13 protein-coding genes are annotated in these 16,081 nt (G+C 54.1%); 10 read left to right on the forward strand and 3 right to left on the reverse strand.

Annotation, left to right across the window (positions count from 1 at the left end; all coding sequences use genetic code 11):
- The first annotated feature begins 7 nt into the window (after positions 1-7).
- From ADN00_RS05815 to ADN00_RS05845, 7 genes are all read left to right on the forward strand, one after another.
- Positions 8-841: a carbohydrate ABC transporter permease gene (locus ADN00_RS05815; RefSeq protein ID WP_160317471.1), complete on the forward strand. Its 834-nt coding sequence runs from the start codon at positions 8-10 to the stop codon at positions 839-841.
- 136 nt (positions 842-977) lie between these two features.
- Positions 978-1,736 carry a sugar isomerase domain-containing protein gene (locus ADN00_RS05820; RefSeq protein ID WP_075062020.1) on the forward strand — a complete coding sequence of 253 codons (759 nt, stop codon included), beginning with the start codon at positions 978-980 and terminating at the stop codon, positions 1,734-1,736.
- A gap of 63 nt (positions 1,737-1,799) precedes the next feature.
- Positions 1,800-2,537 carry an SIS domain-containing protein gene (locus ADN00_RS05825; RefSeq protein ID WP_075062021.1) on the forward strand — a complete coding sequence of 246 codons (738 nt, stop codon included), beginning with the start codon at positions 1,800-1,802 and terminating at the stop codon, positions 2,535-2,537.
- A gap of 60 nt (positions 2,538-2,597) precedes the next feature.
- Entirely contained in the window at positions 2,598-3,779 is a 1,182-nt protein-coding gene (gene nagA, locus ADN00_RS05830) for an N-acetylglucosamine-6-phosphate deacetylase (RefSeq protein ID WP_075062022.1), read from the forward strand.
- A gap of 94 nt (positions 3,780-3,873) precedes the next feature.
- A complete protein-coding gene (locus tag ADN00_RS05835; protein WP_075062023.1) occupies positions 3,874-4,671 on the forward strand; it encodes an electron transfer flavoprotein subunit beta/FixA family protein in 798 nt (265 codons plus the stop codon).
- Positions 4,672-5,883, forward strand: coding sequence for an electron transfer flavoprotein subunit alpha/FixB family protein (locus ADN00_RS05840; RefSeq protein ID WP_075062024.1), 1,212 nt, complete (start codon positions 4,672-4,674; stop codon positions 5,881-5,883).
- Positions 5,883-7,277, forward strand: a complete 1,395-nt coding sequence (locus ADN00_RS05845; RefSeq protein WP_075062025.1) for an FAD-binding oxidoreductase — start codon at positions 5,883-5,885, stop codon at positions 7,275-7,277. Before ADN00_RS05840 ends, ADN00_RS05845 begins: the two co-directional genes overlap by 1 nt.
- 174 nt (positions 7,278-7,451) lie before the next feature.
- Here the strand turns inward: ADN00_RS05845 and ADN00_RS05850 are convergent, their stop codons facing one another.
- Positions 7,452-9,476: a hypothetical protein gene (locus ADN00_RS05850; RefSeq protein WP_075062026.1), complete on the reverse strand. Its 2,025-nt coding sequence runs from the start codon at positions 9,474-9,476 to the stop codon at positions 7,452-7,454.
- A gap of 109 nt (positions 9,477-9,585) precedes the next feature.
- Between ADN00_RS05850 and ADN00_RS05855 the strand changes: the two genes are divergently transcribed.
- The 3 genes from ADN00_RS05855 to ADN00_RS05865 all read left to right on the forward strand — a co-directional run bounded on the left by ADN00_RS05855 (position 9,586) and on the right by ADN00_RS05865 (position 13,485).
- Positions 9,586-10,293 carry a response regulator transcription factor gene (locus tag ADN00_RS05855; protein ID WP_075062027.1) on the forward strand — a complete coding sequence of 236 codons (708 nt, stop codon included), beginning with the start codon at positions 9,586-9,588 and terminating at the stop codon, positions 10,291-10,293.
- 4 nt (positions 10,294-10,297) lie between these two features.
- Positions 10,298-11,698, forward strand: a complete 1,401-nt coding sequence (locus ADN00_RS05860; protein ID WP_082389921.1) for a HAMP domain-containing sensor histidine kinase — start codon at positions 10,298-10,300, stop codon at positions 11,696-11,698.
- A gap of 143 nt (positions 11,699-11,841) precedes the next feature.
- Positions 11,842-13,485, forward strand: coding sequence for a trypsin-like peptidase domain-containing protein (locus ADN00_RS05865; protein ID WP_075062029.1), 1,644 nt, complete (start codon positions 11,842-11,844; stop codon positions 13,483-13,485).
- 72 nt (positions 13,486-13,557) lie between these two features.
- Here the strand turns inward: ADN00_RS05865 and ADN00_RS05870 are convergent, their stop codons facing one another.
- Entirely contained in the window at positions 13,558-14,934 is a 1,377-nt protein-coding gene (locus ADN00_RS05870) for a glycerate kinase type-2 family protein (RefSeq protein WP_075062030.1), read from the reverse strand.
- Between the two features lie 21 nt (positions 14,935-14,955).
- The gene (locus ADN00_RS05875) at positions 14,956-15,999 is read right to left on the reverse strand and encodes a WD40 repeat domain-containing protein (protein ID WP_160317472.1); all 1,044 of its coding nucleotides are present in this window, start codon (positions 15,997-15,999) and stop codon (positions 14,956-14,958) included.
- Positions 16,000-16,081 lie beyond the last annotated feature (82 nt).

Genomic DNA, 16,081 nt, shown 5'->3' on the forward strand with positions numbered 1-16,081 from the left:
TGAGAGAGTGATCACGTACTTTTTTGTCTTCATGTTGGTTTTCGCGGTTGTGACTCCATTTATCTGGATGGTGATCTCTTCCATTTCACCTCAGGTGGAGCTTTCCGCTAAACCTCCGCATTGGATTCCAAACAATCCAACGCTGGCGCGCTACCGGTCGCTGATCTTCGGCAGCCAAAGCGGCGCCGCCATTCCGGCTGCCACCGAGAAGTTTCTGCGTGGAATGCTGAGCAGTTTAATTGTCAGCATATCCACTACTGCGGTGTGTGTTGTGGCTGGGACAATGGCAGCTTACGCCCTGGCGCGCTTGCCGATCCCGGGAAAGCCGCGTGTTCTGGTCGGAATCCTCAGCGCGCAGATGGTTCCCGTGATCGTCATTATCATTCCGCTATACCTTCTGCTAAGAAGCCTGGCCGATACCTGGACCGGACTGATTGTGTTGTATGCCGGCTTCATGCTTCCAACGGTGATCTGGATCATGCACAGCTACTTTTTGTCGATTCCAGAAAGCCTGGAAGAAGCGGCCATGATCGACGGTTGTTCGCGATTGAGCGCGTTGATGCGCGTAATTTTGCCCCTCTCGGGTCCGGGGCTGGTGGCCGTGTCTGCGTTCACCTTCTTGTCTTCCTGGAACGAGTTTTTTATGGCATTGATTTTTACCGGCGCGCGCACCAAAACGATCACGGTGGTGGTAACCGAATTTAGCTCGCAATTTGGCGTCGATTTTGGCCTGATGGCGACCGGCGGCGTGATTGGCAGCCTGCCCCCATTGATTCTGGCCTTTTTGTTGCAGCGTTATATTGTCGCCGGGCTGACGGCTGGCGCGCTCAAAGGAGAATAAGGGTTGTTCTGTCCCATCTGGAATGGGTGAGTACCCCCAAAACTGAATGATGTTGAATATGGGACTGGTTTTCGGTGTCGAATCTGACACCATGAATGGTCTAAAACAAATTATTGATCAATAGAAAAGAGGAAAAATGTCTGCAGAATCGTACCTTCAGAAAATTCAAAAACTCATCAGCGATCTTGATCAAACCAGCATGATTGAAATCAAGAAAGCGGCCCGCGCGATGGCCAACTCAATCAAGGCCGGGCGTGTTGTGTACTATTACGGCTCTGGCCACTCTGCCCTGCCTTGCCTGGATGTTTTTCCGCGCTATGGCACTTTTGTTGGTATTCAACCCATCCATGACCCGCGCCTGACCTGGAACAACGTTTTAGGCCCAGGCGGGACGCCGGAACTCTTATGGCTGGAACGCGTTGAAGGGTATGTCAAGAATGTTTTCCGCTCTTATGAGATTACCCCGGAAGACACGTTGATCGTTTTCTCACATGGCGGCTTGAACGCGGCTGGGATTGAAGCGGCGATGATCGGAAAAGAATGCGGTGCCACGGTGGTCGCGGTCACTTCCATGCAGAATTACCGCAAGAATCCGGCTAAGCATTCATCGGGTCAGAAACTGGCAGATGTGGCTCATATTGCCATTGATAACGGCGCTCCTCCTGAAGACGCCATCATTTATGTGAATGGCTGGGAAGAGCCGGTAGCGGCTGCCTCGACGGTGATGGCAATTACCATCTCGATGGCTTTGATTGCGGAGACCGCGAAAATCTTATCGGATGAGGGGATTTATCGCCCAACCTTCGCTTCTCCGAATGTGGTGACCGACCCGGATCATGACCTGAAGGTGTATGACGAATACAAGAAATTCCATAAGACCATAAGTGGTTATTAGGAAAAGCGAACAGCCAGCCAGCATCAGAAATACCCTTCTGGTGCTGGCTGCAAAGGAATCAACATGGCCGGACTCAAGTATTTTGACGAGATCATGCCCATTCTGCAAAAGGCAATGAAAACTCAGGCGGAGAATGTGCGCAGGCTGGGCGAATGGATGGCGGATGCGATCGCCAACGACCATCTGATTTATGTGTTTGGCGCCGGGCATGCCGGAATTATTTCGGAAGAGATGTGTTACCGGGCCGGGGGTTTGGTGCCTGTCAACGCCATTCTAGCGCCAGGGTTAACCTTAAACACCCGGCCTCTGACTCTGGAGACCCAATTGGAACGGCTGCCCGGCCTGGCCAAGCTGGTTTTTGAATCGGCCGGGGTTAAAGCAGGCGATGTGCTGATCGTGCATTCCAATTCCGGGCGAAATACGGTGGCGATTGAGATGGCTGAAATTGCCCGGGACAACGGTGTGCGGGTTGTGGCGCTCACCAGTATTGCGCATAGCCAAAGCGTTGAATCTCGCCACCTCAAAGGGTATCGTTTAATGGATGTTGCTGACCTGGTGATTGACAACTGCGGCATCCCCGGAGACGCGGTGGTGAAGCTGGATCAGTTTGATCAACGCTGTGGAGCCACTTCTACAGTGGTGGGCGCGACGCTGATGAACGCGGCCATTTGTGAGGCTGTTGAGCTCCTGCTGCAGCGCGGCATCGTTCCGCCGGTAACAAAGAGCGCTAATCTCGACAACAGTGATGAGCACAACCAAAAGATTTGGGACCATTATGCGGGAAGGCTGATTTACCTGTAGGGACGAGCGGCATGAGTGGACGACCAAACTGGCGGGTGAGCTTTTTTCAACGAGATGACCATGCAAGCACCTAACCTTGTTTTCAAGAATATCCATGTCTATGAAGACGGCCAGGAATTATCACATTGTGGACTGGCCATTGAAGGTAATTCCATCGCTTACGCGGGGGAAATGGGCGGTATGTCGATCAGCGAAGGCGCTGTTCAGGTTGATGCGGCAGGGTGGTGGGCTGCGCCAGGGCTGGTTGACCTGCAGTTGAACGGCGGATATGGGTATTATTTTTCAAATGACCCGGCGCGGGTGAGGGATGTGGCCATCCGATTGCCGGAAATGGGAGTAACCGCTTTCCTCCCTACGCTCATCTCTGAACCAATTGATTCTTACCCGAAAAAAATCCGTATCCTGCAATCCGCGCGAGAAGGGGATGGTGCCCGAGTGTTGGGTGTGCATCTGGAAGGGCCTTTTTTAAGCCGAGAAAAACCGGGAGCGCACCCGCCTTCATTATTGATCGATCCTGTTCCAGAGGCATTGGCGCGCCTGCAGCCTCTGGACGCAGTGAAAATGGTAACGCTGGCCCCTGAGCTGCCGCACGGAATGCAGGCGATCCAATGGTTTGTGGAGCGTGGGGTGGTGGTTTCGATTGGACACAGCCAGTGCGATCTACCGCAGCTTGCCCAGGCAGCCAGGCTGGGCGCGAGCTGCGCAACGCACTTATTTAACGCCATGCCGCCGCTGAATCACCGCGAGCCGGGTATGGTGGCGGCAATGTTAACCGGTGAGGAGTATCGGCTGGGATTGATTGTGGATGGAATCCATGTGCACCCGGAGATGGTCAAACTGGTTTGGAAATGCCGCGGCGCCAGGGGAATAATGCTGGTCAGCGATGCCATGGGCGCGTTGGGCATGCCTCCAGGCATGTATCAGATTGGCGAGCAGGACGTTGTAGTTGATGAAAATAGCGCGCGCTTGCGCGACGGAAAGCTTGCGGGCAGTATTTTACGCATGGATGACGCCGTTCGCAACATGGTTGAATTCAGCGGCTGCACGCGCGCTGAAGCGGTGCGTATGGCTTCAACAACGCCAATGGAAGCTCTGGGTTTGGATGATCGCTACGGGCATGTGAAAACAGGATATCAGGCAGATCTGGTGTTTTTTGATGAAGCGCTGCGCGTTCAACTGGTGATGATTGATGGAAAAACGGCGTTTGCAACACCCGGCGCTCAGGCAAGATTGGCTGATTGATCCCTCGCGTAGACCATAATCTGCCATCGCGGTTCTGTTTTTGGAAATCTCTCATTGGTCGATTGTATCGATATTGAATTAAATAGGGTGATGAATGAATATCATCGTCTGTATCAAGCAGGTTCCCAGCACTTCAGAAGTGAATATTGATGAAAAGACTGGCTCTTTGATTCGCAGTGGGATAGATGCCAAAATGAATCCCTACGATCTTTTTGCCATTGAGACCGCGCTGCAGATCAAACAGTCGCGCGAGGCTAAAATTATTGCCCTGACGATGGGCCCGCCGCAAGCCGAGGAGATCATACGCGAAGCCTTTATGATGGGCGCGGATGAGGGATATGTTCTATCAGACCGGCGATTGGCAGGCGCGGATGTGCTTGCAACCGCCTACGCGCTTTCCCAATGTGTTCTCAAAATTGGACTGCCAGATCTGATCATCTGCGGAAAACAAACCACCGATGGCGATACCGCGCAGGTGGGCCCAGAAATTGCCGAATTTCTGGATATTCCACACATCACCAATGTTTTCCGCATTGAAGACCTGAATGAACAAACCATGACTGTCTCAGCGGACCTGCCCGGCACGGTGGAGACCGCTGCGGTGAGCTTGCCCGCGCTGATCTCCGTGGAAAAAGATATCTACCAGCCGCGCTTGCCATCATACCGGTTGAAGAGATCAACCGGCCAGAAAAAAGTTGTGTTTTATCGTCTTGATGATCTGCCCGATTCAGATGAGCGGCATTATGGCCTGGCCGGGTCTCCGACCAGAGTTGTGCGCGTATTCCCGCCCGAAAAAGATCAGGCTAATGAATTTTGGGAAGGCAGCCCAGATGAACTGGCGAAAAAGTTAGCCCAATCGTTGATCGATTGGAAGTTCGTTGAGGAGGCGTGATTGGCAAAAATTATCATTCATCAAGAACAGGCGCGGGATTTACAAAGCCTCACTCATTTATGCCCGTTTGGCGCGATTGTCATTGAAAACGATTGCCTGGAAATTACCGCGGGCTGCAAGATGTGCAAGCTGTGCGTGAAGAATGGCCCACAAGGGGTCTTTGAGTTTGTGGCTGAAGATCAGGCTCAGATCGATAAAAGTCAATGGCGCGGCATCGCGGTTTACGTTGAGCATCAAGAGGGAAATATTCACCCGGTAACGTTGGAATTGATTGGCAAGGCGCGCGAATTGGCAGGCAAGATTGATCAACCAGTGTACGCCTTGTTTGCCGGCGCGGCGATACGCGAGAATGCGGAAAGCTTACGAGATTACGGCGTTGACGAAATCTTTGTGTATGATCATCCGGCTTTGAAATTTTTCCGTATTGAACCTTACGCGGCCGTCTTTGAGGATTTCGTTCAGCAGGTGAAACCCTCTGCCATTCTGGTGGGCGGCACCCCTGTTGGCCGTTCTCTGGCGCCGAGAGTAGCCGCGCGCTTTCGGACGGGTCTCACCGCGGATTGCACCAAGCTGGATATGCAGCCCAACACAGACCTCGACCAGATCCGGCCTGCCTTTGGCGGCAATATTATGGCGCATATCCGCACACAGAACAGCCGCCCGCAATTCGCGACAGTGCGGTACAAGATTTTTGCTGCGCCGGGCCGTCTTGAACACCCTGTTGGCAAGGTTACATTAATGCCGGTGGATGACGAACAATTGCGCTCAAAGATCACTGTTCTGGAAATCAAGCCCAAACCGGCTGTCCAGCATCTGGAAGATGCTGAGGTAATTGTGGTGGCGGGCCGCGGTTTGAAGAGAGAGCAGGATATGGAAATGATTAACACCCTGGCAGAACGGCTGGGCGGCCAGGTTGCCGGAACAAGACCGATCATCGAAGCCGGCTGGGTCGATCCGCGCCGGCAGATTGGGTTGAGCGGACGCACCGTAAAGCCAAAATTATTGATTACCTGCGGAGTATCGGGGTCGGTGCAATTCACTGCTGGCATGCGGGGCGCTGAAAGAATCATCGCGATCAACCGCGATCCGCACGCGCCGATCTTTAATTGCGCTCATTATGGCCTTGTTGGAGATGTGTACGAAATCATCCCACGGCTGCTCAGCGAGCTACCCGCTCTTCAGAATGGAATTGCGCAAAGGGAGGTGGCTTAATGGTCTACAAGAAAATTGATTCAGCGGACGTTGCGGTTCTTCAGCAAATCTGCGGTGGTGAATATGTGAAGGCGGGCGATGCAATTAATGAAGACTTCAGCCACGATGAACTATCGGGTATTCACGTGTTTCCCGAGGTGCTGGTGGAACCCGCGAACACGGAGCAGGTCTCTGCCATTATGCGATACGCCCACCAACAGAACATCCCGGTAACACCGCGCGGACAAGGCACCGGCCTTGTGGGCGGGTCCGTGGCAGTGAACGGCGGGATCATGCTCAGCCTGTGCCGCATGAACCGGATTGTGGAGCTTGATCCATCCACCATGACCCTGACGGTAGAACCGGGTGTGCTGCTGATGGATATTTACAAATATGTTGAACCATTGGGGCTTTTCTACCCGGCAGACCCTGGTGAAAAGAGCGCGACCATTGGCGGCAATATTAACACCAACGCGGGAGGGATGCGCGCGGTGAAATATGGCGTAACCCGCGATTATGTGCGCGGCCTTGAAGTCGTTCTGGCGGATGGGTCGATTCTGATGTTAAATGGCAAAAACGCCAAGAACAGTTCAGGCTACAGTTTGAAAGATCTAGTAATCGGTTCTGAGGGCACCCTGGCGATTGTAACCAAAGCCATCTTGAAATTGATTCCCTTGCCCACACGAGTGGTCTCTTTGCTGGTCCCGTTTCCAGACCTTTCCACGGCTATTCGCGCTGTGCCCGAAGTGGCACGCTTGAAAGCCATGCCCACTTCCATTGAATTTATGGAAAAGCAGGTAATCATTGCTGCCGAGGAGTATTTAGGGAAGAAGTTCCCCGATAAATCAGCGGATGCCTTTTTGCTGCTGACCTTTGACGGCAATCAGAAAGAAGCGATTGAGGCCGCTTATACCGAAGCTGCCGAGACCTGCCTGGCAGCAGGCGCGATTGACGCGTTTATTGCCGACACCCTGGAGCGGCGCGACGCGATTTGGACGGCGCGCGGCGCTTTTCTGGAGGCGATCAAGGCGTCTACGACCGAAATGGATGAATGTGATGTGGTGGTGCCGAGAGACCGCATTGCTGCCTTTGTGGAATATACCCGTGAGCTGCAAAATGAGCTGAAAGTTCGGATTCGAAGCTTTGGCCATGCAGGGGATGGCAATATGCATATCTATGTATTGCGGGATGATCTGGACGAAAAAACCTGGCAGAGCATATTGGCCCAGGCGTTTGAGCGGTTGTACCAGCGCGCGCGGCAATACGGCGGGCAGGTATCGGGCGAACACGGCATTGGCTTCGCCAAAAAAAGCTACCTGGCAGAATCGCTGGGCGAAACGACCATCGGCTTAATGCGCGGGATCAAGCATGTGTTTGACCCAAAGAATATTTTGAACCCGGATAAGATTTGTTGATCGCCAGTCACCGCGTTGCTTTAACCAACAGATATAGTTCACCAGAAACCAGGTAAAGTAATGAATGATGGATGCCAGGGCGGCATCCATCAAAAATTTATATAGAGAAAATGTCAAACTCAATGGCTTGTCACGCCCGTTTTTTTTCATCGCGTGGTTGGCCATTTTCTCTTGCTAGCGGTTGCAGAAAGCGTCCACCAGGTACGCCTGGCCTTCCTGCAGATCGGCGCCAACGATCTCCAATTCCTGAGTAAAGAGCTCGCAGGCTTGCACGCGCAGTTGGGTGCTGGTTTTTACCACGGGGATGAGCTCTTCCACTTTTTCGTAGTCGCCCAGGTAAGCAAATCCGCGAACGAATGGCATCCATTCCACCCAATCATCGGGGCGGTAGCCAAGTTTAAGCACTTCATTTCCCAGGCGGGTAACTTCCACCCAGTCTTGCTTCTGGCTGGCAAGGTCGGCTTTCTGGTAATAGTAGCACCAGGTATGCTGCGGCTCTTCGCCGAAAATGGCGGCTGGCGGAGTTTGCGGTTGCGCGTTGGGATCGATCTGGTCAATGCGTGAGTAAGGCAGCAGAGCGACCAGGCGCTCATCGGCGTACACCGAGGAGAGGGGGAAACGGCTGTCTAGAGTGTGCAGGCAGGACTGCTCAGAAGGGCGTGATAGCACCAGTGTTTTTGAGAAATCCCGGCTGAGAGGAATGGAGCGGACTTCTTTATCGTCTCCGCGGCCGGTGATGATCATCTGGAAGCTGGTCAGGTTTAAGACTTCGGCAGAGATGGGCAACGCGCCTTCCGTGGGGGTGGGAGCATAAATCAGGTTGGCTGGTCCCCACAGCACATAATCTTCCGGGATCTCCATTCCGTTGATCTTACCGACCAGCACTGTGCCGGGTTGGATCTGCGGGGCGCGCCAGCTGAGCTGCCACCACATCTCGCGGGCGGTTTTCCAGTCTTCGGCAAAGGCCAGGGCGTTGGCGTAATGGGTCATCACCGCCAGAAAGGCCAGCACGCAGGCGAGGATCATCCGCTGGTGGCGGCGGGTAACAAACCGTTGAAACACGCCGACCAGCATCAGCACTGCGCTCAAGGAACCCGGCCAGGTGAAGCGGCTGGGCAGCAGCGCGCGGCGCTCACCGAAAATGATGGGAATCAGGCTGACCACAACGCCGAATAAGCCGATCAGGATAGCATCCTGCGCCCAATGGGTAGAGGAATCGTTCTCCCTTTTGTTTTTTTCCATACGGATGGCCTGGGTAGAAAAGTACGACAGAATGGCAACCGCCGCCAACGAAAGCATGAACCCGATCATCCACTCGCGCAGACGCAAATTGGATGCCAGTTTATTGAAAGGCACCCCCCAGGCCAAGAGGGTTACATTAATGGTGTCGGTTACCAGGCTGGCAAAGGTATTGGCCAGGCGCAGGGCGGGTGAGCTCAGATAATTGGAAAACATACTGTCGATCTGGGTGGCGTTGCGCACGTTTTGAAAGAAGAAAATGCGCCAGACGAGGAATCCGGAAGCCGCGGCTAGAATGGGCAGACCAGAAAGAATCGTATTCCAGGCGTGTTTGAGCAGGTTCTTTAGGCCAGTGGGCTGGCAACGGTAGAAAATAATCGCGAAGCGCAGGCCTTCCATGCCGATGAAGTATTCCATGGTGGCGTAGCACAAAACTGCCAATGCGGCGCTGAGCAGATGAAAAAGCACCTTAAAGCCCAGGCGGCTGTCTTTCATGGCCGAGATGGTCAGGCCAATCGAAAAGACCATGGCCGTCATGGCAATATGGTGGGCCTGGTAGTCCAGGGCATTGGGCTGGTCGGCAAAGGCAGGGAAAACCACATACAGCGAACCCATCAATAAAGCGGCCAGATTCTGTTTGGGCCACAATTGGCGGACTATCCAATACGCTCCCACACCGGCCAATGCACGCAGGGCATAGTCCACGAGATTGTAGAGCAAGATATTGTTGCCAAACCATTGGAAGGCAAGCTGCATGAGCACGGCGCGAAAAGGCCGATCGGACATGAAAATATCGGTGAAGTGCTGCGCTCCCAGCACGTTGCCGGTGTAGAGCAGGTACCAGTCGTCGCGGTAGAATCCCAGCTCAAGGACTTTGGGCAGGTAAGCCAGCGCGGCCAATGAAAAAATAGTGATGAAGGCGTATAGGAAAGATCTGGAGGAATGTTTTGCGTCGCTCATGATGGGTTCCTGTTAAGTTCTGTAATAGGACAATTATATTCTGAATCTGGGATGGGAAGGAGTGTTCAGCAGGTTGCCTCCAAATGGGCGTTGGGAGTAAACTAAAGACGTGGCAAGGAAGATTTTACTTGTAGACGATGACGCATTGATGCGCCGCAGCCTGGCTTTTCATCTGGAGCAGGCCGGATACCAGGTGCATACAGCGGCCAGCGCAGAAGACGCACTGATTTGGGTGACACAGAATCGTCCTGACCTGGTTCTGCTGGATATTGGCTTGCCAGGTATGGATGGGCTGGATGCGCTGCGGGAGTTGAAAACCCGCCACAACGTGCCGGTGATCTTCATCACTGCCCGGCGCAGAGAGTTGGATGAGGTGGTTGGGCTGGAACTGGGCGCTGACGATTACGTAACCAAGCCTTTTGATGTGGACGTGGTGTTGGCGCGGATTAAAGCGGTATTGCGGCGGGTGGGCGCGCCAGTTTTATCGACGGAAAAACAGGTTAGCGTATTGACGATTGGTGATCTGGTAATCTCGCCCGATTCTCATAGCGTACTGTGCTCGGATCGTCCGGTTGATCTATCTCCGCGCTTGTTTGATTTGCTGCTGGCGCTGGCATCCCAGCCGGAGAAGGTGATTTCGACGGAAGACCTGTTATCTCAAGTGTGGGGCGCGGAATTTGAAGGCCAGCCACAGGTGGTTTATGTGCACATCCGCTGGCTTCGTGAAGCTCTGGAAGAGGATCCTGATCACCCGCAGCGCATTCTTACTGTGCGGGGGGTAGGTTATAAGCTGATTCCCAAAGCGGCTGAACAATAATTGTATGGCTCGATCTTTACATACCCGTCTGATCATTAGTCACATTCTCCCGGCACTGCTTGTCATTCCCTTACTGGGGGTGGCGATGCTATATGTGCTGGAGACACGCCTGCTGCTCCCTATGGTATACCGGAATCTGGAGAAGGATGCTACTCTGATGGCGGAAATCACCCGCAACCAGCCGGTTTTCTGGCAATATGGTGAGGCAGCCCAGGCGCTTGTAGACGGCGTCAGCCCTTATTTGAGCGGAAGCCTTTCGATTCTTACAACCAATGGTAATCTGCTGGCTACCAGCCGGGCGCCGGCTGGCGATTTGAGTGGGGAGGTGGTGGAATTACCTGACATGAAAGCAGTCAGGCAAGGGCAGACTATTCAGCTCAAGCGCGGAACGCTGGCAGAAGTGTTTGCCCCCGTGTATGACTTGAATAACCGCATGATTGGCGTTGTTCGCATGACAACCCAGGTAGTTACAGTTACTGATGAGGTTTACCAGCTGCGTTATATCCTGGGGGGAGTGCTGTTGTTGGGTGTGCTGGCAGGCGTGGGGTTTGGCTCTTATCTGGCTATTTCTATCAACAAGCCGATCCAGCGTGTTTCCCGTTCGATTCGCGAGTTGGCAAATGGCAATTGGCAAACTCATCTGGAGGTTGAGGGGCCCGAAGAATTGCAAGCCCTTTCACAAGAGGTCAACTTGCTGGTGGACCGCCTTCAAAATCTGGAAAAAACGCGCCAGCAACTGCTTTCGAACCTGGTGCATGAGTTGGGCCGCCCATTAGGGGCTTTGCACTCGGCCAGCCAGGCTCTCTTGAAGGGGGCAGACAAAGACGCTGAGCTTGCCAAGGATTTGCTGACCGGCATGGATAGTGAAATTGGACGGTTGCAAATGCTATTGAATGACCTGGCGGGCTTGCATGACCAGACGCTTGGACGGATGGACTTAAAACGCAAGCCTGTGGAAATTGCGGACTGGCTGGCAACGGTCCTTTCTCCCTGGAGGGCGGAAGCTGACACAAAGGGTGTGCGTTGGCAGGTGAGCGTACCGACAGACCTGCCTGCGGTTGAGATGGACCCTGACCGGATGGCGCAAGCGGTAGGTAATTTATTAAGCAACGCGATCAAATTCACGCCCGCAGGGGGAGCAATTCGGGTTGAAACCAGTGTCAATTCAGGATGGCTTGAGATTGGAGTTGCCGACAGCGGCCCAGGGATTGCGGCGGAGGAGCAGGAAAAAATCTTCCAGCCTTTTTACCATGGGGCGCAAAATCGCCGCGTTGTGGAGGGGATGGGGTTGGGCTTAAGCATTGCCCGCGATATTGTGCAGGCGCATGGGGGAGAGATTAAGCTGACCAGCGCGCCGGGTCAAGGGAGCTGCTTTATGCTTCGCATTCCCATTCAGAGCGCATAAAAGAACAAGCGCATCCCTTTTTTCTTAAGGTAATCATAAGGTTTGTTTAGTCTTATTGTAAGGACGTTTCTGCTTTTCTTGCTTAAGATATGGATTGAATTCAAAGAACCATCAATTCAATCTCAATATCTTTGGAGGTAAGCATGAAGAAACACACCTTACTTTTATCTCTTTTCTCTGTGATTGTTTTAATCACACTCTCGGCTTGTGGGACTTTGTCGCTGCCGTTTGAAATCACTATGAAAACGGCTGAAGACGCAGCTCCGTTGGCGAAATCCAGCCCAACCCAAGAGCCAGCACCATCTGAACCGGCAGTTTCTATGCCCGCGATTGAAAATGCCGAAGGAGATTTCGTTACCACTTTTCAGAACACGCTGGAACAAGTTTATGTCAGGGTCAACCCTTCGGTGGTGAATATCCAGGTAAAGCAAAGTGTTGAAGTGAGTGATTCTTTGCCCTTTGAAATTCCTGGTTTCCCGTTCTTCAATATGCCGGATGGCGAACCTCAGCAGCAGTTCCGCAGCGCGCTTGGTTCGGGTTTTGTGTGGGACAAGGACGGACATATTGTTACGAATAACCATGTGATCGATAGCGCGGAAGAGATTGAGGTCATTTTCAGCGATGGCACCATTTTACCAGCTACGTTGGTAGGTGCTGACCCCGACAGCGACCTGGCGGTGCTAAAAGTGGACGCTGATCCTGATTTGCTGCAGCCGGTTTCTATTGCTGATTCAGACACGGTAAAGGTCGGGCAGCTGGCAATCGCAATTGGGAATCCGTATGGGTTGGAAGGAACAATGACTACCGGGATTGTCAGCGCAATCGGCCGCTCGCTGCCTGCCAACCAGAACAGCGGAACCAGCTATTCCATTCCCAATATTATTCAGACGGATGCGCCGATTAATCCAGGCAACTCGGGGGGCGTTCTTTTGGATGTTCAGGGAAATGTGATTGGCGTTACTGCGGCCATCGAATCGAGTACGAACAGCAACGCGGGGATTGGATTTGCCATCCCCTCCAATATCGTTAGCAAGGTTGTGCCGGAGTTGATCCAGGACGGCATTTACAACCACGCATGGTTGGGTATCAGCGGAACGACATTAATCCCCGACTTATCCTCAGCAATGGATCTGCCGTCTGATCAACGGGGTGTGTTGGTGCGCGATGTCTTTCCCAACAGCCCTGCCGAGGAGGCTGGTTTGCGCGGCAGCGGAAAGCAAATTACCATCGATGGTGTCGAAGTTACGGTTGGCGGCGATGTGATCACCGCGATTGACGGTCAGCCGATTTCCAAGATGGAAGATTTGATTGCCTACCTGGCCACCAACACCAACGTTGGTCAAAAGGTTACCCTGGATATTTTGCGTGATGGCAAGCAACAATCCTTTGATGTTACCCTGGCCCCTCGACCGTCTTCGCAAGAAGAAAAGGCGGAAGAACTCTCACAAGAGCGCGGCGTGCGCCTGGGAATCGTTGGGATGACACTGACCAAAGCGGTCAATGATGCCATGAACCTGGACGCCAACCAAAAAGGTGTGCTGGTTGAACAGGTGCAGGTGGGCAGCCTGGCGGACAAGGCTGGTCTGCAGGGCAGTTTCACTCTTGCCACGATCGATGGCCAACGGGTTCGGATTGGCGGGGATGTGATCACCGCGGTCAACGGCAAAGACGTGGAAAATATTCAGGAGCTGAGTCATCTATTGGCTCAACTGCCTGCCAATGCTGGGTTCACTTTGAATATCCTGCGTGATGGCAAAGAAATGGAGATTTCTGTTCCAGCCCGGTAAAAAAGATGCTTATTTCACAGGAAGAGCAGTTCTGCAAAGGACTGCTCTTCTTTTATTCAACCGAAAGCTTCATTACCATGCAAACAAAAAGGTAAGGTCGTTGACGTTGGTGCCGGTAGAACCAATGCGGATCAGTCCGCCAGTTTGCTCGAAGTAGGGATATGCGTTGTGAGAAGAAAGCGCGGCGTTGATAGATGGTTTTGCCCGCAACCCGGCTTGCAGCGTACCCCCGGTAACTACCGCGCCGGCGGCATCGGTGGGGCCGTCTTCACCGTCGGTGGCCAGCGAAATGAGCGCCACCCGCGGCAGATTGGCCAGCTCTTGCACGGCCCCGAGCGCCAGTTCGAGGTTGCGACCGCCCTTGCCGTACTCACGGCCGAGGGTAACGGTCGTTTCTCCGCCGCAGACCAGGCAGCAGGGGCGGGGGAGCGGCTCTCTGCTGGCGTGAATCTGACGCAGCAGACTGGCCAGGGTAAGCCCAGCCTGGCTGGCTTCGCCGCGCAAATAGGTAGTCAGCAGCAGGCTTTGAAAACCCAATTGGCGGGCTTCCGCGAGCGCGGCCTGAGCGGCGTTGTAATTGGAACCGACAACCCAGTTGGACACGTTCGCAAAGAGCGGGTCACCCTCAAAGGGAGTATCTACGATCTCCCCCCGCAGCCCCTTCTGCAGGTGCAAGCGGATGGCAGCAGGAATGGCATCGACGAGATCATATTTCTCAAGGATGGACTGGCAGGTGGAAAACGAACTGGGGTCGGGAACGGTAGGCCCGGAGGCGATCACATCCAAAGGGTTGCCGATGACATCCGAAAGGATCAACGAGACCACGCGGGCGGGCTGCGCCAGGCGCGCGATACCACCGCCTTTCACCTGATCAAGATGTTTGCGAAGAGCGTTAATCTCCTGAATTTCAGCGCCGCAGGCCAATAATTGGCGGGTCAACTCCTGCAGGTCGCCAAGGGTTACCCCTGTCACCGGCAGGCTGACCAGCGCGGAACCGCCTCCAGAGATGAGGCAGAGCAAAAGATCGCCTTCTTGCGAGGCTTGCGCAAATTCGGACGCGCGGCGTCCGGCCTGCAAGCTGGATTGATCTGGAACGGGATGACCGCCGCTGAGGACCTCGACATCCTTCGGGAGCTGTATGGCAGGGTCGATGTGCTTGCTAATAACCAGCCCTGTTAATGGCACAGGCAGACAGCGCAGCACTATCGCCGCGCCGGCAGCCATGCGTTGGGCGGCTTTGCCAATCGCCAGCAGGCGTACCGAGCGAATGTGCCGGATCTCGAAGGTGGAGGAACCGGCGCGGAGGTTTTGTCCTTCGATTGTCAAGGCGCTGGCGGTGCATTCTTCTGGAGACACGGCCTGCAGAGCCGCGGAGAGGATGCGGTTCAGGTTATGTCTCACCGGAGCGGGAACCTCTGAAGCGGGCACGTTGGACAGGAAATCGCGCATGTTCACCCCACCTTTTCTTGGTTACTGAACGGGTTGTGGCTTTACCATCCAGACTTGGATGCCGCTCTGGTTGGCTACGACCAGCTGGTTGCCCAGGCGGTTCATCGCCAGAGCCTGGGCGTTATCTGAAATTGTGTAGATTTCCGACCAATCGATGGTTCTGCGAAAGCGGATTAACGGGTCATGATAACCAGAGGCGGTGATCATTAATTGACCGTCGGGAGAAAAGATAACGTCTTGCGCCAGGTCTTCAAAGACCTGAAGAATGCTCCAGTCTGCCGTTCGCCACACCACAACCCCACCAGTGGTGCAGCCGCCGCTGTCGAAATCGGTACAAAAAGTGGAGGCCAGCAGTTCCCCGCCGGGAGAAAAGGTGATTCGGCTTGCCTGTGGCGCATAATCCAGCGTGTGCAAGAGCGAGCCATCCCGCGATCTCCAGATGCGGATGATACCGTCTGTGCCCGCCGAGACGAGCATACTGCCGTCGGGGGAGTATTCCAGCGCCAGGATGTTTTGGCCGGGTGCCTCCATATTGAGAAGGGGCGTCCAGGTAGCAGCTTCATACAACCAGATTTCACCATCCGGCCAGGTGGTAAGCCCCCCGGCGGCAAGCACGCTGCCATCGGGCGAGAATGCCACACAATCCGGCTGGGCCGGCTGCCCGATCTTTTGATCCAGGGTTTGGTTGACCAGGTTCCAGACGGCGATCCCTTGGCCGTCAGCGCTGTTTGCTGCGGTGGCCATCCAGAGGTCATCCTTGGAAATATCCAGGTCCCACACGATTCCATCATAAGGCTGGTAAGTGTACAGTGGTTCGCCGCTTGGGCTGGCGAAAGTAAACGCGCCAAAATTTTCCTGGTTACCCGTGGCTGCCGCGATCTGGCTTCCATCTTGCGAGAAATGAACTCTGCGGATGTCGGCCAGAGAAATGTTGTAGACCTGGGTTAAGTCTGCCAGATTTTTCGGCGAAATGGGGGCAGGCGGAAGCGGTTCGGGCGTGCTGGTAGGTTGGGGCAGGGGGGTAACGGTGCTGGTTGGTAAGATGGGTGGGGTACACGTAGGCATGGGTGCGGCAGGCTTACTGGCAACTGGATTGTTTTGAGTCTGAGTGGGCTGTGCGCAGGCGGATAAGAAAAGGGCGGTAACG

Origin of the sequence: Ornatilinea apprima (assembly GCF_001306115.1) — a bacterium.
In the GTDB taxonomy this organism is placed as follows: domain Bacteria; phylum Chloroflexota; class Anaerolineae; order Anaerolineales; family Anaerolineaceae; genus Ornatilinea; species Ornatilinea apprima.